13 protein-coding genes are annotated in these 19617 nt (G+C 67.0%); 7 read left to right on the plus strand and 6 right to left on the minus strand.

Translation table 11 applies throughout. The annotated features are described in order from the left end of the window. Positions 1-41: 41 nt before the first annotated feature. The gene (locus ACZ6TV_RS47085; RefSeq protein ID WP_465306727.1) at positions 42-3086 is read right to left on the minus strand and encodes a hypothetical protein; all 3045 of its coding nucleotides are present in this window, start codon (positions 3084-3086) and stop codon (positions 42-44) included. Between the two features lie 661 nt (positions 3087-3747). Here ACZ6TV_RS47085 and ACZ6TV_RS47090 point away from each other — a divergent pair. The 3 genes from ACZ6TV_RS47090 to ACZ6TV_RS47100 all read left to right on the plus strand — a co-directional run bounded on the left by ACZ6TV_RS47090 (position 3748) and on the right by ACZ6TV_RS47100 (position 9302). Continuing rightward, a complete protein-coding gene (locus ACZ6TV_RS47090) occupies positions 3748-4500 on the plus strand; it encodes a hypothetical protein (protein WP_465306729.1) in 753 nt (250 codons plus the stop codon). 28 nt (positions 4501-4528) lie between these two features. Next, positions 4529-4951, plus strand: coding sequence for a hypothetical protein (locus tag ACZ6TV_RS47095; protein ID WP_465306731.1), 423 nt, complete (start codon positions 4529-4531; stop codon positions 4949-4951). 280 nt (positions 4952-5231) lie between these two features. Next, on the plus strand, positions 5232-9302 hold the full coding sequence (locus ACZ6TV_RS47100) for a hypothetical protein (RefSeq protein WP_465306733.1): 4071 nt from the start codon (positions 5232-5234) through the stop codon (positions 9300-9302). A gap of 140 nt (positions 9303-9442) precedes the next feature. Here the strand turns inward: ACZ6TV_RS47100 and ACZ6TV_RS47105 are convergent, their stop codons facing one another. From ACZ6TV_RS47105 to ACZ6TV_RS47115, 3 genes are all read right to left on the minus strand, one after another. Next, entirely contained in the window at positions 9443-10810 is a 1368-nt protein-coding gene (locus ACZ6TV_RS47105) for a nucleotidyl transferase AbiEii/AbiGii toxin family protein (protein WP_465306735.1), read from the minus strand. A 185-nt stretch (positions 10811-10995) separates the two neighbouring features. After that, the gene (locus tag ACZ6TV_RS47110) at positions 10996-11154 is read right to left on the minus strand and encodes a hypothetical protein (protein ID WP_465306736.1); all 159 of its coding nucleotides are present in this window, start codon (positions 11152-11154) and stop codon (positions 10996-10998) included. 36 nt (positions 11155-11190) lie between these two features. After that, positions 11191-11496, minus strand: a complete 306-nt coding sequence (locus ACZ6TV_RS47115) for a hypothetical protein (RefSeq protein WP_465306738.1) — start codon at positions 11494-11496, stop codon at positions 11191-11193. Between the two features lie 1205 nt (positions 11497-12701). Here ACZ6TV_RS47115 and ACZ6TV_RS47120 point away from each other — a divergent pair. Next, positions 12702-13106, plus strand: a complete 405-nt coding sequence (locus ACZ6TV_RS47120) for a hypothetical protein (protein WP_465306740.1) — start codon at positions 12702-12704, stop codon at positions 13104-13106. Positions 13107-13974: 868 nt separating this feature from the next. Here the strand turns inward: ACZ6TV_RS47120 and ACZ6TV_RS47125 are convergent. Further along, a complete protein-coding gene (locus tag ACZ6TV_RS47125; protein ID WP_465306742.1) occupies positions 13975-14883 on the minus strand; it encodes an RNA polymerase sigma-70 factor in 909 nt (302 codons plus the stop codon). Between the two features lie 167 nt (positions 14884-15050). On the opposite strand from ACZ6TV_RS47125, the gene ACZ6TV_RS47130 reads away from it, so the two are divergent. The 3 genes from ACZ6TV_RS47130 (at position 15051) to ACZ6TV_RS47140 (ending at position 19207) form a co-directional block, all read left to right on the plus strand. Beyond that, entirely contained in the window at positions 15051-15536 is a 486-nt protein-coding gene (locus ACZ6TV_RS47130) for a carboxymuconolactone decarboxylase family protein (protein ID WP_465306744.1), read from the plus strand. Between the two features lie 464 nt (positions 15537-16000). Further along, on the plus strand, positions 16001-16831 hold the full coding sequence (locus ACZ6TV_RS47135) for an aldo/keto reductase (protein ID WP_465306746.1): 831 nt from the start codon (positions 16001-16003) through the stop codon (positions 16829-16831). Between the two features lie 381 nt (positions 16832-17212). After that, positions 17213-19207, plus strand: a complete 1995-nt coding sequence (locus ACZ6TV_RS47140) for a DUF4153 domain-containing protein (protein ID WP_465306748.1) — start codon at positions 17213-17215, stop codon at positions 19205-19207. A 60-nt stretch (positions 19208-19267) separates the two neighbouring features. Here ACZ6TV_RS47140 and ACZ6TV_RS47145 read toward each other — a convergent pair whose 3' ends face one another. Further along, positions 19268-19450: a hypothetical protein gene (locus ACZ6TV_RS47145; protein ID WP_465306750.1), complete on the minus strand. Its 183-nt coding sequence runs from the start codon at positions 19448-19450 to the stop codon at positions 19268-19270. Positions 19451-19617 lie beyond the last annotated feature (167 nt).

Genomic DNA, 19617 nt, shown 5'->3' on the forward strand with positions numbered 1-19617 from the left:
CCGCCGCCGAGATGGGCCGGCCCTGCGAGGTACAGCCCCATTTATCGGCGCGCGAACGGATCGTCGTGCGGAACGTCATCCGCAGCCCAACTATAGCGAACGACAAGTAGCTGTCGTATCGCTTCGATGTCAAGGGACTGCGGTCGCAGGGCGATCTTCCACATCGTTGTTGCGCTCGCTGGCATCGTGACGTCAAGGGCGTGCTCGATGGCGTCAATCGAGAAGAACCGAATCGGTACTGGATCGCCTTCAGGCTCCGGCGCGAGAAACAGATCGCGCACACCGTCGTAATCATCCTGCGCGACGGACGATCGGTACACGACGCGGACATTCTTGGCGACGCTGTGCACAGCGAGAAGGATGTGCCAGTCGAGCCAGCCCCGTTCGCGGAGCGTTGCAACGATCTCGGCGAATTGCCTTGATCCGCGAAGCGCACGCAATGTCGGGAGCATGCGGCCGGGAAGCGTCTTGTACCGGAACTGTACCTCGGCATGGCTGTGTGTGAGGTCGTATCCGGGGCCAGGCCCCGTTGGCGCCTCAAGACCCGGCCCCGGCGCCGGGGCCGAGAGGTCCTCGACCTCGGGCACTTCGCCCATTTCGACCTGCAGGAACGGGTCAACGCGCTCAACGACGTCACGGAAGGCGATGTCGTAGGGCACAGCAGGGAAAGCCATGTCAGGAAGGCGATCCTCGAACGCCGTGTCCATCAACGCGGACCACGCGTCGGCTTGCAGGGTCGAGACCGTGAACAGCACCTGGAACACCGCTGCAAGCGTTTGCTCGCTGGCCTCCGTGAAGAGCCGCGTGTCGCGTTGCTCGATTGGTGCAAGCACGCAACGCAGCCTCGTCTCGGTGGGCAATGAGCCGTCGTCGGCCACGTCGGAGCTCCCCGCCGGCGCCCCGGCAACGACACATATCCGGACCTTGGTGGGCAGGAAGGCTGGGTCCATATGCGCCAAGAAGGCCAGGGTGATCTGTAGCGTCGCCGCCAGCCGTTCCGCCACGACGACGGAGGGTGGCTCGTTGGCGAACTCGACCGTCCAGGTAACGCCGAGGCAGTGGAACCGGATCTGGCGTACAGCATGCGCGTCGGTGAAGGGCGGACGGCCAAGGCCGTCGGTGATCCGTGCTCGGTGCTCGTCAGCGTCCAAGTCCTCCCACCACAGCGGCACTGGCTGCCCGTCGTCGGGCACGAACTTGCCGGACAGGAAGTGGTCAATGATGCCCACGACGCCGGATTCCTCGATCGCCTCAGCGAGCAGCTCTCGGAACGGATCGCCGACCTTGTCGGCGAATACTTTGGTGTTGACCAGCTCGAACAGCGCTGTGTGCAACCAGGGGTGCATGTCGAAGTTGTACGGCTGCTCGGCCAACAGCCGCTGTGAGGCCAGGGCGGCCCGGTGGAACCGGGTCGAGCTGACCCAGGCGCCTTGGCGGTAGTCAGCCGTGGCTGCCTTGTAGAGCCCCTGGGGATACATGTCAGTTTGGTCTTGCTGCATCAACGCACATGCCGCAAGACCGTAATACTTGGCTGCCGAGTACAGGTGCAGGCGGAGGTACAGCTCAGCGATGGCAAAGGTTGCCTCGATAAGCCGACGCCCCGCCTCGCCGTTGAGCAGGCTCATCCTCGCCCGGTGCATCTGCCGCAGCGCGTCAAGCGGTCGGCCAGCACTTATCAGTGTCTGGGCTCGGTCGACTGCACGGTCGGCGACGGCATCCTGCCCGGCCACGGCAGCAAGGCAGTCGTCGAAGAAGTTGGTCAGTCCTTCGAATTGGGGATGATCGACCAAGATCGGCGTGTGGAGGTTGAGGAACCGGCCGGCATGCTCGATCGGGTACAGCGGAGCTTCGGGCAACACCTCGACGAGCCGCTCGAACGCGTGCATTGCTCCAGGGATGTCCACGTGGGGCAGCTCGTTTTCCCCGATCCCGCGCTCTGCGACTGCCTGGAAGATCTCGTCGATCGTGAGATCCGGCGGCCGGCGGACCGTTCGACGGTCGACGGTCGGAATCTGGTCAAGGTCGAGCTGCATCTTCAACGCGGCCAGCGACTCCAGCAGCGAACAGGTTTCACCAGGCCACGGGGTTGCGGCGAGCAACTGCTCGACGTGAGCCGTGAGCGCACCGTTCCACTCCATGATCTGTCGCGCGGAGAACGCAGTCGTGCCGCTGAAGTACGCCCCGCAGCACAGCAATAGGACAACAGTCGAGTCTGCGACAATATGCGGGTCTTGGGCCGCCAGCGCACTGGCCACCGCCTCCGCCACGAGGTGATCAACCGGCTCCATCGACCCAAGACCGACATAGTTGGCAAGGATGACCTGGTGTCGAACCGCGTGCCGCAACGATGGTGGCGCATCCTCGGCGAGGAGCGGCTCGAGCCGCTCAAGCCAGAACGGGATGTCCTCCCGCCCCTCGCGAGTGCCGTAGGCGTATCGCAGGCAACCCGAGAGATCGACGAAATCGCCCCAGGTCCTGATCGGTTCGGATGTCTCGCGCCATCGGGTGAGGTCGGCCTCGTACCAGCCAGGCCGATCCGGTGGAGGCGGTAGCGCCCGCGCTGGAAGATGGAGGTAAGTCTCGGCGATCCAGAACGTCGCATGGTGGGCGAGTAGCTCGGCGATCGCGTTGCCATCAAAGATCTCCAAGTGGACGCCATGCTTTTTCCGGACATCGCGTTGAAGCTTCTTGCGATTCCCGATGGCGACGTTGGCCTCGCAGTACGCCACGACGAACCGCACCGGTGTGCCGTCCGACATGATCTCATCCACGTCCGCCAGGATCTTCGCATTGAGACCGCGCTGCTGCAGCGTGCACGCAAACGCAACGTCATCGCTGTCGGTCATCCCGAGTTCCCGGCCGAGTCGCTGCGTCTGGCCGGCCAGCTCGGTTCGATACGTCTCGAAGTCCCGTCCCTCGTCACCACCAGCCGAGACAGGTCCGGTTGCAGGCAGCACCTTGCGCGTCACTGTCGCACGAGCCAACATGCGCGCCAGCGTCTCGAACTCGTGATGGCCATTGCGCGCGGCCAACTGACCAAGAGCGAACCGAACCTCGCCCTTGGTTTGCTCGGCCGATCCGCTCAACACCACTCCCCTACCAACCTAGGTCCAGCTGAACACCCATTCTCCCGCATGTACAGACACGGAATACCGGAACGTCGCCGAGCCCGACAGCGAACCTACCTGCGCCTCCTCGGCATGTCCGTCCATGTGATCGACGGCATCCCGCGGGTCGGCTCCAGCTCCGACCCAGAAGAGCCACCACGATCGCAACGACTGCCCGACTGTCTCGGCAGGTCCGCGCCGGTTCTCGTCGGGCAAGTTGTCGGACGTCTGCGGACCTTGCCGCGGGACTGCCGGCAACACTGTGGCCCCGGCAGGCGAGCATTCCGGCGCGCGAAGTTGCCTCCGCGGCGAGTAGCCACATGCTGGCGAGCTCACGCACCTAATTCGTGGACCGCGTGGGTCGAGACTCCAGCTCACACCCAGGAGGCAACCCTTTTGTGAGAAATCGGTGTAAAGCCATGGTTCCGTTCGGCGCTCCGAGAAACCTCTAAGGAGTGAACCTAGCGAGTGGCGTGAGGCCCACGGCTGCTTTGCCCTGGCGGTTGCGGGCCGTCACATGCACCTACACGGATGCCCACGTGAGGAGGATGTCGACGGAGGATCGTTGGCGTCTTACATAAGTTACACCTCTCTGCGGTGTATATGGTGTAAGGTCACGAGAGTGAGGGGAGGTGGCGTAATGGCCACTGAGGGTGGACAGGTGCCGCTCGGGTTTCTGGCGATCGCGGGGGCGGTGGTCGCCGCCGCGGTGCTCGCCGACCGATCGAAGGCCGCCGAGAAGGCTCAGTCCAGCGCGCGGCAGCCCGATGAGGTGACGTTGTATCGGGCGGCGGTGGCGGCGGTCGAACAGGCCCGCGCTCAGATCCATGTGGCCCGCTTCTGTGCTGAGGCGCTCGATGAGTACAAGGTGACCTTCGATGTGCAGGCCAAGGTCATGTCCGCCTTCGACGAGCCGGTGAAGACCCCGACCCCGACACGAAGGGACACGTCAGGGAACCAGCCGCTGGTGTTCATGGTGGACGGGCCGGATCGCCTACCCGCGCTCAAGGAGACGGTGGACCGTTATGCGGCGGCACCCGCCACGACGGGGCTCGAGGACGGGCCCGGCGGAGCCCGGGCGTTCCTGCGTCACACGATCAACACCGAGGGCGGCCTATGGAGCGCGAACCGCGCCTATGAACTGCTGAAGAAGCACCGCTGGTTGTCGAAGAGCGAGCGGCCCGAGAACGTCGTCGGCAACCTGCTGGCCGCGATGTCCCGAGACGGCGAGATCGGCAAGCAGGGCCGCGGCATGTACACGTCACTGAAGCCCGTCATGGTCAGCACCGAGCAGGAGGTCGCGCCGGGTGTGCTCGCCCGCGAGGCATCGCCGGGCGTCTGGGTGATCACCGGTCTCGCCGACGGGACCGAACCGGCGACCACAACGTCGTAGTACCTACATACACCAGATAGGAGAGACAATGGCCAACGCAGAGGACATCGCAGCGTTCCTGAGATCCGCAGGCTTCACGCCACCGCGGTCGGTCCACTACGGGCGGCCCTATTACGGGCGCCTCTATTACGGGCACCCGTTCAGCTGGCGATACCCGGAAGCCGTCACTGTGGAGAAACTGGCGGAAGACATCTTGGACCGCGCCGGAGACTACGGGCTGAAGCTCGGCGATGCCCTAAACACCACCGACGGCGAGATCATCCTTGAAGCCGTGAAGATGGTGCTACCGGCACCGTACGAGCAGGAGATCGACCTCTTGGCCAAGGGGCTGAAGCTCGCCGCCGACGCGCAGCGCAAGCGAAGCCTCAAGGATACCGCCAAACGGATAGTCGGCGGTGTGGTCATCGGCGCTCTCGCGACTTTCGCTATCAGGGCGGCCATGTCGCAATAGCCAACTCACCGTGGAGTTCCGCTGACGGCCCTGCGGACCAAGACACCACAGATCCGTGCTCGCGATCGCGTGCCCATTCGTACAGCTCGGGCGAGCATCGTTGGCCTAGGCCCCACGAAGAATTGGAGGCAACGATCGGTGGCAGGTCCTTGCTGCTTCCTACATCGGACAGACGGCGCAAGGGGCGGCCCGGCCGAGCACCGGCCAGGCTGATCGACTCGGCAATCGGCCAGGGCAGTCAATACGACTGTCTCGTCGCGGTGTCGACGACAATGGGATCGTGGCCAGCAACCGCAGAAAGACCGGACCCCACGGTCGCCCTATACGGCGCGACCGTAAGACGCCGACCCTGATCGCCGGATCCCGGCCAGAGGCTCTCACGTCGGACGACGCGGTGGAGCAGTTGTGGGCCAAGTCGCGATCGGGCGCGGTCTCGGGTCGCGGATTCCACTTCCAGGACGTGGTAGGGGCGTGGCTGGCGGGCCGAATCCTGGCGGGCGTCGACACTGTCGAGTCGCTCGTTCCTGAGGGCTTCGAGGATCTGCACGGCGAAGGCACACCGGCGCGCTTCATCCAGGTGAAGTCGCGGCAGGAGCGCGTGGGAGACTTTCCTTCGACAAAGGCGGCCGAACACGTCCTTGGGGTGTGGAAACAGCACCGGAAACGCATCCGGGACGGCGTTGAGGGCCAACCGTTGATCGTCTGGGAGCGGCCGGTCGAGGGTGCGCGGTTTGGTCTTTGGGGTGACAGCCTCGACGCCGGACTGGCCGAAGATCACCCCCTGCGCGCCGCGATCGCCCGGCTTTCGTTGGCACAGGGCTTGGCGCCCGCCGAGCTGGACGAACTTCTGCACACCATGGGTGGGTTCGTTCTGAGCTGGAGCGATGCGCTCGACCAGACGATCACGGCAGTGACCGGGCGGACCGGGTTGCCGCCGGCGGCTGGGATGGCGATCGTGCAGGTGCTACGTACGGCGATCGCTGACTGCGTTGACAGCAACGCGGCGTCGAACTGGTCCGGCCGTGCCGGCCTGACGCGCACCGACATCGAGCGGCTGGTGACCGACGCCCAGCAGCTGATCGACCGCGACTCGTTGGAGCAGGCACTCAGTTCCGGGGTGTGCGAGCCGGTCGACTTCGGCACGGCCTCACCGGCTGCGGATTTCTTCACGGGCGTCGATGTTCAGCCCGGCCATGTCGCCGCGGGACTTCCGGTTCCTCGGCCGGACGCTACCGGCCGCGTCCTTGAGGCGTTGAACGAGCTTCGTCCCGCGCTCGTGTCCGGGCCGTCGGGCGTCGGCAAGTCGGCGGTCATGTGGATGTCGGCATACGTCGCGCAGAATGTGCTCTGGCACCGGGTCCGGCGATTGGAGGAACGCGACGTCGAGCCGCTCGTCCGACTCGTGAAGGCGTTGAGGCCGTCGCCACAGGCCCCGGTCGGGCTCATCGTCGACGGCGTCGGCACAGGGGTGATGGCCGCGTGGGACCGGCTCCTCGGTGAGTTGGCCGCGATTCCGGGTGCGCTGCTCTTGGGCTCGGTGCGTAACGAGGATCTGCTGCCGATCCGGACGTTACCGCGGTGCACCGTCGTCGATGTGACCCTCGACGAGCGGCTCGCTGAGAAGATCCATGCTGAGTTGTCCACCCGGGGACTGACCGCTGTGCCGCACTGGCGCGAAGCATTCGAAGACGCGCAAGGGCTGACCCTCGAATACACCTATCTGCTGACACGGGGACGCCGCCTGGCCGATGTGCTCTTCGAGCAGGTCAACCGACGCGTCATGGAGCACCGTTCATTGGAGATCGACATATTGGCGCTCTCGTCGGTCGCCCACCAGTGGGGCTCCCGGCTCGACATCGCGGCCCTGGAACGACACCTCGCCGCGCCGCGCGGCGACCTGCGGCACGCCATGCAGCGGCTGCAGGACGAGCACCTCATCCACGTCAGCCACGGCGCCATCGACGGGCTCCACCAACTACGCTCCCGCGCCCTGTCCACGGCGGTCCATGCCACACCGCCGCCGACGATCGACGAGACCGTGGACACCGTCGTCGGGCTCCTCGCCGGCACGCAGCTGCGCCCCTTCCTCTTGGGCGCGCTCACCGATCGACCGGACATCGACGCGGCCGTGCTCCGCGGCCTCGGCCGCCGCATGCGCGAGGAACGGTCGGCCACCATCTGGGTCGAGGTACTGAACGCCTTGCGGCTGGCGGACTTCCGTCGCACGGCGACGGGCTGGCGGGACATCCTGGACCAGCACCGGGTGCGGCCGGCCGACCGGCTGGTCGCGATGCAGCAAGTCCTCATCGGCGGCGGCATCGCCTTGGAGCTGCCCGATCAGGTCAAACCCGAAATCGGCGCGGCCGTACGCGCCATCCTCGAGCGACGCGACGACCGGTCACCATGGCGCGAGACGCTGCTAGCCGCCGTTGACGGCCGCACGCTCGTGGACGTTCTCCTCGACTGCCCCACCACATTGCAGGCGGCACAGTTGATCGCCGCCGCCGGCGGCCTGGACTCTCCGCTTACCGATACCGACATATCAGCACGTCCGCTGATGCGCGCCCTACAGACCTGCACGCCCGCCGAGTTGGGGGAGCTGATTAAGACGGCGGCTGACACTGACCCGGAGCTCGGCGAGATACTCTCCGGCCTAATGGGCGGGGAAGCGGGACTCTTGCGCCGCTTTCGCGCCTTCTACCCATGGCTAATCGACCTACGCATCGACGTCGTCGACAGCGACACGGTCACTGTCGGGCGCCTCCTCCACATCTCCGACGAAATTCAAGGCAGCCCGGACACGTACGTACGTGAGCTGGCGAAGGCACTGCTGACCTGCTTCCCGCAATGCGTACGTGCAGACGTCCAGGCGATGCACGCGGGAGGCGCGCCGATCGCCGTCGGGGACTACACCTCGGGCGCGAGCCGCTTGCAGGCCCGATATGTGCACACCGCAAGCTCGGTAGCATGGGCCAGGTCCAGGCTGCGTACCGGTGCGTCCATCGCCACCAACACTGACCTCACCCACCGGGTCCACAACGTGATCCGCCTACTCGCCGACGCCGCGACTTTCCTCGACGACCTGTTGCAGACCTGGTGCCAAGCGCGCGGAAAGCCAGAAGCCACCAAACGGCTCACTGCGCGCCTGCAGGCGCTCGACGCCGCGGCAGCCGATTTGACCCGGCCACTCGACCGCACCGAGCACACCATCGTCGAGGGCAGCGACGCCCCGACACCGCCACTGACCGACAGCGCCTACACGCTGGTACAAGGCATCGTGAGCCTTCCCCGCCGGATCGCGACAGACAACACCTACGCATCGCTATCAGCCTATGTTAAAGACACGCTCTTCCCAGTCGCGCAGAACGTTGCCGACACCGAACGCTGGGAACTGGCCGGCCTGGACGGGGCGCCACCAAGTCTGGAGCGGATACGGCTCCTCCTACTGGATCTGCACGCCGTGCTTGCCGAACTCACGTGGGGAACACTGACTCTGAAGCAGGTCCAGAGCGACGCCCGCCAAGGGCCTGCGCAGCAAGCCTTGCATCGGGCCGCCGACCATGCCCGCGCACTGGCCTCGCGCCGGTACGAGGAACAGATCACGCAACTCAAGGCAGCCAGCATCACCGCCGGCCTGAATCTCACGATTCACGTCAAACCCGTCATGGAGCGAAGCGGCGTCGAATGGCCACCGTCTACAGCCGCGATCGCGGCATCCGTGACGACCATCGAGGAATGGTTTGAACGCCTGCCCGTAGTGGTTGGGTTGATAAACCAGTTCCTCGAAACGCCGGCCTCACGGCCACCGGTCCTCGTAGTGCCGTTCATCGGCGAGCGGCCCGTGCGCCAGCTCGCCCAGCAGGTGATCATCGACATCTGGCCAGGCCAAGACCTCTTCGACACATGGGCCCCAGAACTTGCCGTCGCCTGGCCCACGCCGCTCGCCGACGCAGTCTCGGACTTGACCGCCGCGCTGCAGACCATGTCCGGCTTGGCCGTACTGCCCAAAAAAGCATGGACCGAGATCCACCACGCGCTACTCGAGCAGCAAGTGGAGCGCCTGTCCGTCAACCTCGCTCTCCTCGCGGGTCACATTGCCCCCGATCTGGGTACGGCGATAGCCAACCTCGTCACCAGAGTCGAGACCGAGCTTGACTCGGATCCACCGGTCGCAGAGTCATTCGCCGGCAATATAGCCTTCGCTTTCACGGGCAGGCCGAACGACGACTACGCCCTCACCATCTATATGGTGCTGTCCGCTATCGAACAAGATACCGGCCAGTCCTACGCGCCAAAATCCGTCAACCTGACCGAGGTCCGGCCGGCTAGGCCCCCTTCAGGACCTAAGTGAACGCGGACGATAGCACTACTGCAACCACCTTCGGCAATAGCACCAGGTTTCACGTGCCGGCGCGGCCGAAACCGGACCGGGCGAACCGCCGGTGCAAGCCTGGTCACAATCGTTCAATCTTCCAGGCCCTGGACTAGCTGTTACATGCGGAAGGCGCGGCGGCCTGGGCACGGGTTGCCGTAGCTGTCCTGATGGCCACGCATGGCGGTGGATACAGTCGCACGGGGGAAGATCCGCTGGCAGCGGGTACAGCGCACTCGGAAGCGAGCCTCGCGCGGAGTGCGGAATCCGGCCGTCTTGGTGAATCGTCGGACGCCCGCCCGCCGGCCGCTGAACGTCGTGCGGTCGCCGTACTCGCCGGCCTTAGCGAGCTCGATTTCGAAGCGTGGCTCGAACTTGATATCGGTTGTTTCAAGGTTCCTAATTTTGCCATTGAGCAAGCATTTGATGCCGGGGTTAGAGCGCCCGCCGGTGCGGTCCCAGACGTAGAAGTATTCCTGGCCGCTGCCGTCCTTACGCCACTTGAACGTGAGCGAGTAGGGCTCGACGAGGCGCGTGATGCCATCGTACGTGATGCGCAGCAGCGTCTGAGTACGCCCAGCCTCCATGATCGGCGTGCGAAGTTCGGCGGGGAAAAACGCCAGTTGCCCGGCGTCGCCGTACCGGAAGCCCGAGAACAGGGATGTGAGTTCACTTTTGAACAGTTCGACGGCGGCGGTGAAGTCGAGCAGGCTCTCCTTCGCGCAGACGATCTTAGACCAGTAGGCGCGCATCACCTCGAACGGCACTGCCAGTAGGAGCCCGAGGGCGGCCCGGGGACTTGACTCGAAGATGGTCTTGCGAAGGAATGTCCTGACAATCAGGGCCTTGTCGACCTCGACGTCTTGGTTGACGAAGATCGAGTAGACCAGGTCGAATAGGTCCTTGGAGCTGTGCCGCTGGAGCAGGCACTTCAGCTTGTCGGCGAGGCCTTCCTCCAGGCTGACCACCTCGATCGCGGCGGCGCAGGCGGCGCGGTCGGAGTATGGATGGATCAGCTGCCGCTGCTGGATGGGCAGGTAGAGCCGGCCGTTCTCGGTGACATCCATCTGCATGCGGATTGTCATCGCGCTGGCCTTGCCGGCAAAGTTGTTGAAATACAGCGCAAACTTGTGGACCGTCTTGTTGTTGTCAATCGGACGCTGGCTGACGTGACGGTTGCGGTCCAGGTCGAACGTGACGCCGGTCCGCGCTTCGATCATCCGGCACGCCTGGTTGAGGCTCTGGAGCAAAGCGTCGGGGCGCAGGCCGGTCGGCGCGGCGAAGTCGAGGTCGCCGGAGAACCGGGTCGAAGCGAAATAGCCTTTACGGAAGGCGTTCCCACCTTTCAAGACGAGGCGGTCATGGGATGGAGCATGCTCCCCGTAGAGCCCGGCAAGCAGCCAGCCGTACAGGAAGTCTCGCTGAACGTCGGAGGAATTGACGCCAAGCTTCCAGCTCATCTCGGCGATTTCGTCGCGGTCAATCACGATCGCAGATAATCCTCTCAAACCAGAGCGAAGCAACTCTTTTTCGCCGCGACCAGGCGTCGTGACCAGGTATTGCTTAACACCTCGAACTGATGCCGGCGCTCGGCCAAGTCGACACCTAGGGCATGACTCAGCGCCAACACCCGCGCAAGCTCGAAGAGAAGACCACCAGTTAGCCGATGTCGTCATCGCCATGGTGCTGCGTCGACGCCTGCCCTATCGTTCTCGGCAAGCGCTTCCGGGACCGGAAGCTCGACGACCCAGCCGAGCGCTACATCGACGCCATCCATCCCGACCGCGACGCCATCAAAGCCCGCGTCGGACTGCTTCTCGCGATCCTCCAAGCGCTACACCCTGCGGCAGAACGCTGATACGGCAACTCACGCGCGAGCGGGCTCGGGCGTCTGCAGATAGAACGCGGTCCCGGAGTCGCCATCGATCGTGAGCTCAAACCACCGATCGTCAACCCACCGCAACTCCGGCGGCAGCACCGGCGGCTCCTTGCCCTGCTGCCGCGCCACCGACCGAAGCAGTCGCAACTGCGCCAGCGCATGGCGCCATCGCACCAGCAGGTCCCGCGGCCAATCCGCATAAGTGCCAGGCACGCCGTTCAAACGCTCCAACTCGCGCCGCTCTACGTCAACAGTCAAGAACTCGTTCCACGAGATCTCGTACAGATCAACCATCGGTCTCCTCAAGCTCACGCCGCCACGTCAGGCGACCCCAGCAGACCAAAATGATCTCGAGACGTTCATGATTCCCGACACTCGAACATTTCACCCGGTCGAGCGACAAAACGGTCTGTTCTGCGCTCCACGGCGCAACGTCGAGAACAGGCTTGCTCGAACCGGCCGGAGGACGACTGCCAGATCATCGCCGCGACACAACTCCAACATCGCGATCGGCTGACGACTCTTGCGCCGCAGAGAGCCCCCAGACCGAGGCGAACGAGCCGCCGAGTGTGCAACACCCGACTCGGGCCGCCCTCGGCCGCCACCCAGATCCCCCTGACCCCCTGTTCGACCTATCTGGACATCATCCCGCCTTGGTCCATTGTGGTGCCCGACATGGCAATGCCCGATAGACGGACTAAACCTTCTTGCGCCGCACCCTTCGGCGGTAATGCCTTTGAACCGGCGCCTTGCAATGCCTAAGATGCTCGTATGAGCACCTGCATTGTGCGGGTTGCCTCAATGTGTGGGGTGGGGTCCCCCCTTCGACACGTAAATTCCCTGCCCGGCGGCATTTTGGGCAGAACCGGTCAAGCCGGCACTTGCGGTTCAAGGGTGCAATCGGCCTCACTGCAGGCGAACCTGACGCACGGCTTCCCGGATGCGCCGACGGTGTTCGGGCCGTACTTCCCGCGGCTGGGCCCGTCCTTCGCAGGCGTCTTCAGCCACGCCCCGCCGCCGCCCCCCGCCGTGGGTCGGCGACCGCGTCTGAGTGCCGCCCGGTCGGTGGCCTACGCCGGCGTCGCCGCCGTGGCCGCTGAACCATCGGGCTCCGCCGGCACCTTCCGGGCCGCCGTCAACGCGGACTCGGGCGCCACCTACAGCTGGGAACGGCTGGCTACCCTGCAACCGCGAATCGTCGGAAAGGCCCATGTGCCTCAACGGTTGTCGGCCGCGGCGGACCGACCAGCTGGACCTGCGGCGCGTTCAGACAGGTGGCCGTCATGCCGGGTCCGGGCCCTCGTTGAAGGGGCATGTCCACCCCTACCTCGCCCATCCAGACGGGTCAGCCCGAGCCCGGCAACCCTTCGCCCGTGACACAGCCGTCGATCTTCGTGCCAGGCGCTCCGGTCGCCGGCGAAACAGCACCCCAGCCGTGGATCTCGACCCAGTCGCACGGTTTTCCTGCGGTACCATCCCAGCCACCGCGGAACCGGCGAGTGCTGTGGTTCGCGCTCGCCGCGGTGGCGGTGCTGGTGCTGGCCGTCAGTGGCGTGGGCGTCTGGTTGCTCACTTCGTCGTCGGCGGTGCGGCAGGCGGCCGGAATCGAGTCGCCGTTCGAGGTGGCGAAGGCGAAGTGCGCCGCCACGTCCTCGCACGCAACGGTCGGTGACAATGGCAAGTCGCTGGAGGTCAAGTCCGCCGGCGAGGAGGAGACCGGCCTCTCCTTCACCGACCTCGAATGCATCTGGCAGGTGCTGAAGATGCCCGACGCGGTGCTGGCCGAGATCAAGACGACCCGTGCCATCGACGGCAAGCAGACCGGTGACTGGGACAAGATCCACGCCTCGTGGACGTACCACCCCGACGACGGGCTGCACATGGTGTTCACGCTGCGGTCGTGACGGGGTGCACACTTCCGCCGTAGGTGATGGGCGGCGATCATGATCGATACGAGTCGGTGGGCTCGCGCTGGTGGTCGTGCTCGACGCACGCACCGGTGCCGTCCGGTAACCCAGACACGCCAGCTCAGCCTGCACGCGGCGATGACCCCAGGTCGGGTTCTCCGCGGCCAGACGCAGCATTAGCGCACGAAGCTCCCGGTCGACTGGCGGCCGGCCGGGACGCGCATGCGGATACGTCCGGTGCCGGGCGATCAGCTGCCGATGCCAGCGCAACAGCGTTGCCGGAGTGACGAAGAACGCCGACCACTGCGGTCGGGGCAGTAACCGGGACAACGCCGCCAGCACCACCCGATCCGCGGGCTGCAGGTCGGGTCGATGCACCTGCCGACGCAGTACCGCCACCTGATGTCGCAACACGAGCAGTTCGACGTCCTTCGCGCCGCCGTCGCGGGCGAGTTGCGTGGGCATCTGCAAGATCTGACGTAGGAGCAAGTACACCAGCGAGGCTGCCACGCCCTGAATCATCCCGCTACCGGTAGCTGAGCCACAGACGAATCCGCACGTCACAGCCACCGACCGAATTACAGGTCATCCCCACCGCCTGGATCACCCGCATCGCCACCCCGGCCGCGCACGAGATCGGCGCGTGGGGCTACTCCGGCCAGTGGTGGCACACGCCGGGCGGTATCGGCACCGACTACTCGGCCATCGGTATCCACGGCCAATACATCTACGTCAAACCCGGCCACCCACACCGTGATCGTCAAACTCAGCGACTACGGCACCGAACAGGATGACAGGAAACCGTCGACGTCTTCCGCGCACTGTCCCGGCCCTGATCTCCGCGAGACGATGGAGAGGTCGGGCCTCAGCGTCGCAGCGTGGTCTCGTGCTGCAGGCGTGACAGCTTCTGGGGGTTGCGTACCGAGTACAGCCCGGTGATGAGGCCTTCGTCGATGCGTACGGCCAAGACGGTGTCGATGTCGCCGTCGAGCCGCAGGATCAGTGCCGGGTAGCCGTTGACGTGGGCCAGCTGCGGCGACCGCGCGACCAGGTTGGCCAGCCCGGCGGCGAGCACGCCGCCCACCGCGTCGGCCCCGACGATGGGCGTCAGGGCGGCCTGGGCGACGCCGCCGCCGTCGCCGAGGAAGACGACGTCCGGTGCAAGGATGTCGAGCAGGCTCTGGAGCTCACCGGTCTCGACCGCCCGCTGGAACGCCTCGAGCGCGCTGCGGGTCTCGGCCGCGGACACGACCCCGCGCGGCCGGCGCGCGGCGACATGTGACCGCGCCCGGTAGGCGAGCTGACGGACAGCGGCCGGGCTCTTGTCGACCGCCTCGGCGATCTCCTCGTACCCCAGGTCGAACACCTCGCGCAGCACGAACACCGCCCGCTCGATCGGTACGAGCGTCTCCAGGACCAGCAGCATCGCCATCGAGACGCTGTCGGCCAGCTCGACGTCCGCGGCGACGTCGGGCGCGGTCAACAGCGGCTCGGGCAGCCAGGGGCCGACATAGGACTCCTTGCGCCGCCCGAGCGCCCGCAACCGATCCAGGGACTGGCGGGTCGTGATCCGGACCAGATACGCCCGCTGATCCCGTACCGTCGCCAGGTCGACGCCCGCCCAGCGCAGCCAGGTCTCCTGCAGGACGTCTTCGGCGTCGGCGGCCGAGCCGAGCATCTCGTAGGCGACGGTGAACAGCAGGTTGCGGTGCGCGACAAACGCCTCGGTGGCGTCCTGGTGCCTGCCGGGGGTGCTCTGCGTCGTGTCGTCCATGGGTGACTCCTGGTTGCGCTCAACTCGGTCGCCCACCAGACGCCGGATCCCGCCGTTGCGTAACACCAAAACGTAGTGGTTCACGTCACGTGTGCGCCGCCGTTATGCGGATCGCGACGCCGCCGTCTTGTGGTCGTTCGAGACAGCACCACGAGGAGGACGACGTCATGGAGCCCCGTTTCAACCTGAACGACAACGCGCTCGGCGCGAAGATCGGCAAGCGGTTTGCGAACACCAGCCTGGCGATCCTGCAGTCGTCGCTGCCGAAGGCCACGGTCGAGCTGGTGGAGCTGCGCGCCAGCCAGATCAACGGCTGCGGCTACTGCACCGACGCGCACACCAAGGAGCTCGCGGCGGCGGGCGAGCCCGCGGTCCGGATCAACCTGGTCGCCGCCTGGCGCGAGTCCACCGTGTACACCGAGGCCGAGCAGGCCGCGCTCGCGCTCGCCGAGGAGGGCACCCGCCTCGCCGACGCCCACCGCGGCGTGTCCGACGACACCTGGGCCCAGGTCCGCAAACACTACGACGACGACCAGATCGCCGCGCTGGTGTACCTGGTCGCCATGATCAACGCTGCCAACCGGCTCGGCGTGATCCTCCACCTGAAGGGCGGCGCCTACCAGCACGGCACGTTCGACACCGCCTCGGCCTGACCGCCACGCGGAGCCCGGCCCAGGATCACGCGATCCGGGCCGGGCCCGCCCAGGTCCGCGCGGGCCCGGTCGGCAATACCAACCCCCCGCTCGGCCGACGACGGCCAACCCGTCGGATGTCCCTAACCGATTGATCTTCACGAACTCGGTGAGCGTGCTGGCCTCTGGTCGAGGCCGGTGAGACGGACGCCAGTGAACCGCAAATACCTGGCACCGAACGTGATGCCACGCAGGTCCGCCCGCCCGCCGACCATGCCCAGACCCAGATCGTCGAGCGCTTCACCGGCTTGCAGGCGGCGCAGGATGTCGGCGGCGTCAGTCCGTCCGGTGGGCGTGGTCCAACGCCGCTGCGGCGCGGCGGCTGAGGCTACTTCCACAGGATACGGACGCCCCTGCCCAGAGGGGCCCTCGACCATCCGGACGCTGCCGGCCTGCGGGCGAAGCCGTGGTCATAAGGTCGGAGGATGGGCATCGCCAACGTGAAGTTGAACTCCGGGCACGACATGCCGGTCGTCGGATACGGTACCTGGCCGCTGCGGGGCCGGGCGGCCACCGATGCGATCCTGGCTGCGATCGAGGCCGGCTACCGGCTCATCGACACCGCCGCTTCCTACGACAACGAGGATGCCGTCGGTGCCGCGGTGCGGGAGTGCGGGCTGGAGCGCGGCGAGCTGTTCGTCACCAGCAAGCTGCGCGGCAGCGACCAGGGCCGCGGGTCGACCAGGGCAGGGCTGGAGGGTTCGCTGGGGCGGCTCGGGCTGGACTACGTCGACCTGTACATGATCCACTGGCCGCTCCCCCGCGTCGGCAGGTATGTCGAGTCGTACGTCGAAATGGCCGAGCTGCGGCAAGAGGGGCTCATCCGCTCGCTCGGTGTGTCCAACTTCCTGCCCGAGCACCTCGACGCGGTGGTCGCCGCGACGGGCATCCGGCCGGCCGTCGACCAGCTGCAGGTGTCGCCGTCCCACCCGCAGCGGGACCTGGTGCGTGCCGTGCAGCAGACCGGCACCGTGGTGCAGGCCTGGCGCGCCCTGGAACGCAACACCGGCATCCTGGACCACCCTTCGGTGACCGCGATCGCCGACCGGCTCGGCGTCACCGGCGCCCAGGTCGTGCTGCGCTGGCTGCTGCAGCGCGACGTCACCGCGGTCGTGCACTCCGGCCACCCGGACCGCATCCGCGCCAACGCCGACCTGGCCGGCTTCGAGCTCACCGCCGACGACACGGCCGCCGTCGACGCCCTGGACACCGGCACCCCGCCCAAGCGCGACCCAGCCACCTGGGAGGAGTTCTGAGCCGCTGACGCACCGGACTGCCCGGCGCCTCGTCCCAGGAAGCCGCGTTTTCGCAGGTGGACGGTGGTGCAACGTCCCACCGTCCCAGGTGTGCGCCACGGGCTGGTCCGCGGCCGCGCCGCCGTGCCATGATCCCTGCCGCCGGGCCATGCAGGGAAAATCCGGTCCGGACCAAAGCGCCAGTTGGCGCCACGCCCCGCCGTCTCCGCACTGCCGTGTTACGCGCCGTCACTTTCGTGACAACCCGCCGGCCTGGGCTCATCGGCGGGACGGCGACGGGCGGTGAGCACGGGCGTGGTCCGGCAACTGTCCACCGACACGTGGAGCTACCCAATGACCGACGCCGTACCCGACGAAATCGATCCAACCGTCCAACCGCCCGTGGCCGTACCGTATCTGCTGGTCATGCCCGGCGGTGATGGACGGCCGCAGCCGGTCGCCTGGCCCGGCACCGCCGAGGGGCAGACGACGTGGGCGATTCCGGTGACGATTCCCGCGGGAACCCCGGGATTCGCCGTGTTCGTGCCGCTGGTCCCGGGCGCGGCGGTCAAGCCTGTCGAGGGCATGGCGGCCGCGCCCGTTGAGCCCGAGCCGGTCACGCCCGTCGCGGCCGAGCCAGTCACGCCCGTTGTGGCCGCAGCCGCCGCGCCTGTTGAGGAACTGCCCGACGACGAGCTCGAAGAAGACGAGGAGCAAGACGAGGAACAAGACGAGGAGCACGACGAGGAGGCTGTCGCACCGCCGCTGGTGCAGCACCAGTCGGGAACACGGCCCTTCGCGCCGCCGTCTGGCGCGCCCTTCCCGCCGCATCCTGTGGTGCCCACGTTCCAGCCCTATCAGACTGTTCCGCGGGTCATGGGGCCGCCGCGACCGCTGCCGCCCGGGTTCCTGGAAGCACGTTGGCCCGGGCCGGAGCCCGCGAGCGGCTGGCGCGTACCGGTCGCCGTGCTCGCCGGCGGACTCGTCGCCGCGATCGTCCTGCCCGGCATGCGGGTCGGCATCGGCTGGTTCCTCGGCGGGTTCGCGCTCGTCGCCGCCGTCATCGCCGGTATCTGGCCGGCCGCCGCAGCGCTGCCGAAGGCCGACCGTGCGATGCGGGCCGTCTGGGCCGGCTCCGCGGTCGTCCTGCTGTCGGTGCTGGCGTTCCGCAACGCCTGGTGGCTCGTCACGTTCTGTGTACTGGGAGCGCTCGGCTGCGCCGCCCTGGCCATCGTCGGCGGCCAACGCGTCCGCTCCATACTGTTCAGCCTCGTGGCGGCGCCGTTCGCGGCCTTGCGCGGCATCCCGTGGGTGGCCAAGCACCTCAGCGCCACCGGCGACCGGCACGACAAGCCCCGCCACACCCAGCGCGTCGTCTGGTCGGTCATCATCACCGTCCTGTTCGTGCTGGTCTTCGGCGCGCTGCTCTCCTCCGCCGACGCCGCGTTCTCGCAGGTACTCTCCGACGTCGTGCCGACGGTCAGCGTCGGCCGCGTGTTCCTGTTCGTCCTGTGCGCGCTGATCGCCGTCGCGGCCGTCTACACCGTCGCCGCACCGCCGGACCTGTCCACCATCGACAAGCCGGGCACCGCGCGGCTGCGCCGCCTGGAGTGGGGGCTGCCGATCGGGGCGCTGGTCCTGCTGTACAGCGGATTCGTCGTCGTGCAGGCCACCGTACTGTTCGGCGGCCAGCACCACGTGCTGCAGACCGCCGGCCTCAGCTACGCCGAATACGCCCGCAGCGGCTTCTGGCAGCTGGCGACCGTCACCGTGCTGACGATCGCCGTGCTGGGCGGCGTGACCCGCTGGGCCAGCCGCGAGGACCGGGTCGACCGCATCCTGCTGCGCACGCTGCTCGGTCTGCTCTCGTCGCTGAGCATCGTGATCGTGGTGTCGGCTTTGTCCCGCATGTACGCCTACCAGAAGGTCTACAGCTTCACCGGCGAGCGCATCTTCGTGATGGCGTTCGAGCTGCTCCTCGGCACCGTCTTCATCATGATCATGGCGGCCGGCATCCGCTGGCGCGGCACCTGGATCCCGTCGACGACCGTCGGTCTCGCGGTCGTCATGCTGCTCACCCTCGCGGTGCTCAACCCGGAGGACTACGCGGCCCGCCGCAACATCGCGCGCTACCAGGAGACCGGCAAGATCGACGCCTGGTACCTGCGCGCCCTGTCCTCCGACGCCACCCCGGCCCTGTCAACCCTCCCGGACTCGGTCCGTCGCTGCACGCTGAGCTGGATCGTCGACGACCTGGACGAGCCGGACCCGTGGTACGGCTGGAACCTCGGCCGCGAAAACGCCCGCGACGCCCTGGACCGCGTGGGCTCGTCCGGCATCGGCGGCTCGAGCGACTGCCGACGGGCCGACCAGTTCGACCTGCCGAAGACACGCTGACGCGCCACCCCCGGGCCGCCCCAGCACGGCGGCGGCCCGGTCCGGGCCGTTCGGCTGCGTTCAGACCGTGCGGGTCGCCTTCGCGAGGTTCGCCTCCAGCTCGGCCTTCGTCCGCTTGACGACATACGCCGGCCGGTCGCGCTCGACGCGCCACGACTCGCTCAGCGGGCTGACGGCGAGCGCGATGCGGCCGATGTCGGCGCTCCCGACGATCGGGCCCGTGTTGTACGCGACGGCGCACACCCGGTCTCCGGCACGCGCCGGCACCGTCCCGGTGAAGCCCCCACTCGTTCCCGGTGGTCACCGTGCCGACGAAGGCGCCGACGACCAGGACACTGATCGTCACCGGACGCCGGTCCGGGTGGGTGGCCCACCCGACGACCCTCACCCCGGCGGGCACCCGGGTCGGC

This window comes from Dactylosporangium sp. NPDC051087 (genome assembly GCF_055586325.1).

Coding starts and splice junctions, on each gene's coding strand:
- ACZ6TV_RS47090 (WP_465306729.1), top strand. CDS start 3,748: ATGGCCACTGAGGGTGGACAGGTGCCGCTCGGGTTTCTGGCGATCGCG.
- ACZ6TV_RS47135 (WP_465306746.1), top strand. CDS start 16,001: ATGGGCATCGCCAACGTGAAGTTGAACTCCGGGCACGACATGCCGGTC.
- ACZ6TV_RS47130 (WP_465306744.1), top strand. CDS start 15,051: ATGGAGCCCCGTTTCAACCTGAACGACAACGCGCTCGGCGCGAAGATC.
- ACZ6TV_RS47125 (WP_465306742.1), bottom strand. CDS start 14,883: ATGGACGACACGACGCAGAGCACCCCCGGCAGGCACCAGGACGCCACC.
- ACZ6TV_RS47095 (WP_465306731.1), top strand. CDS start 4,529: ATGGCCAACGCAGAGGACATCGCAGCGTTCCTGAGATCCGCAGGCTTC.
- ACZ6TV_RS47115 (WP_465306738.1), bottom strand. CDS start 11,496: ATGGTTGATCTGTACGAGATCTCGTGGAACGAGTTCTTGACTGTTGAC.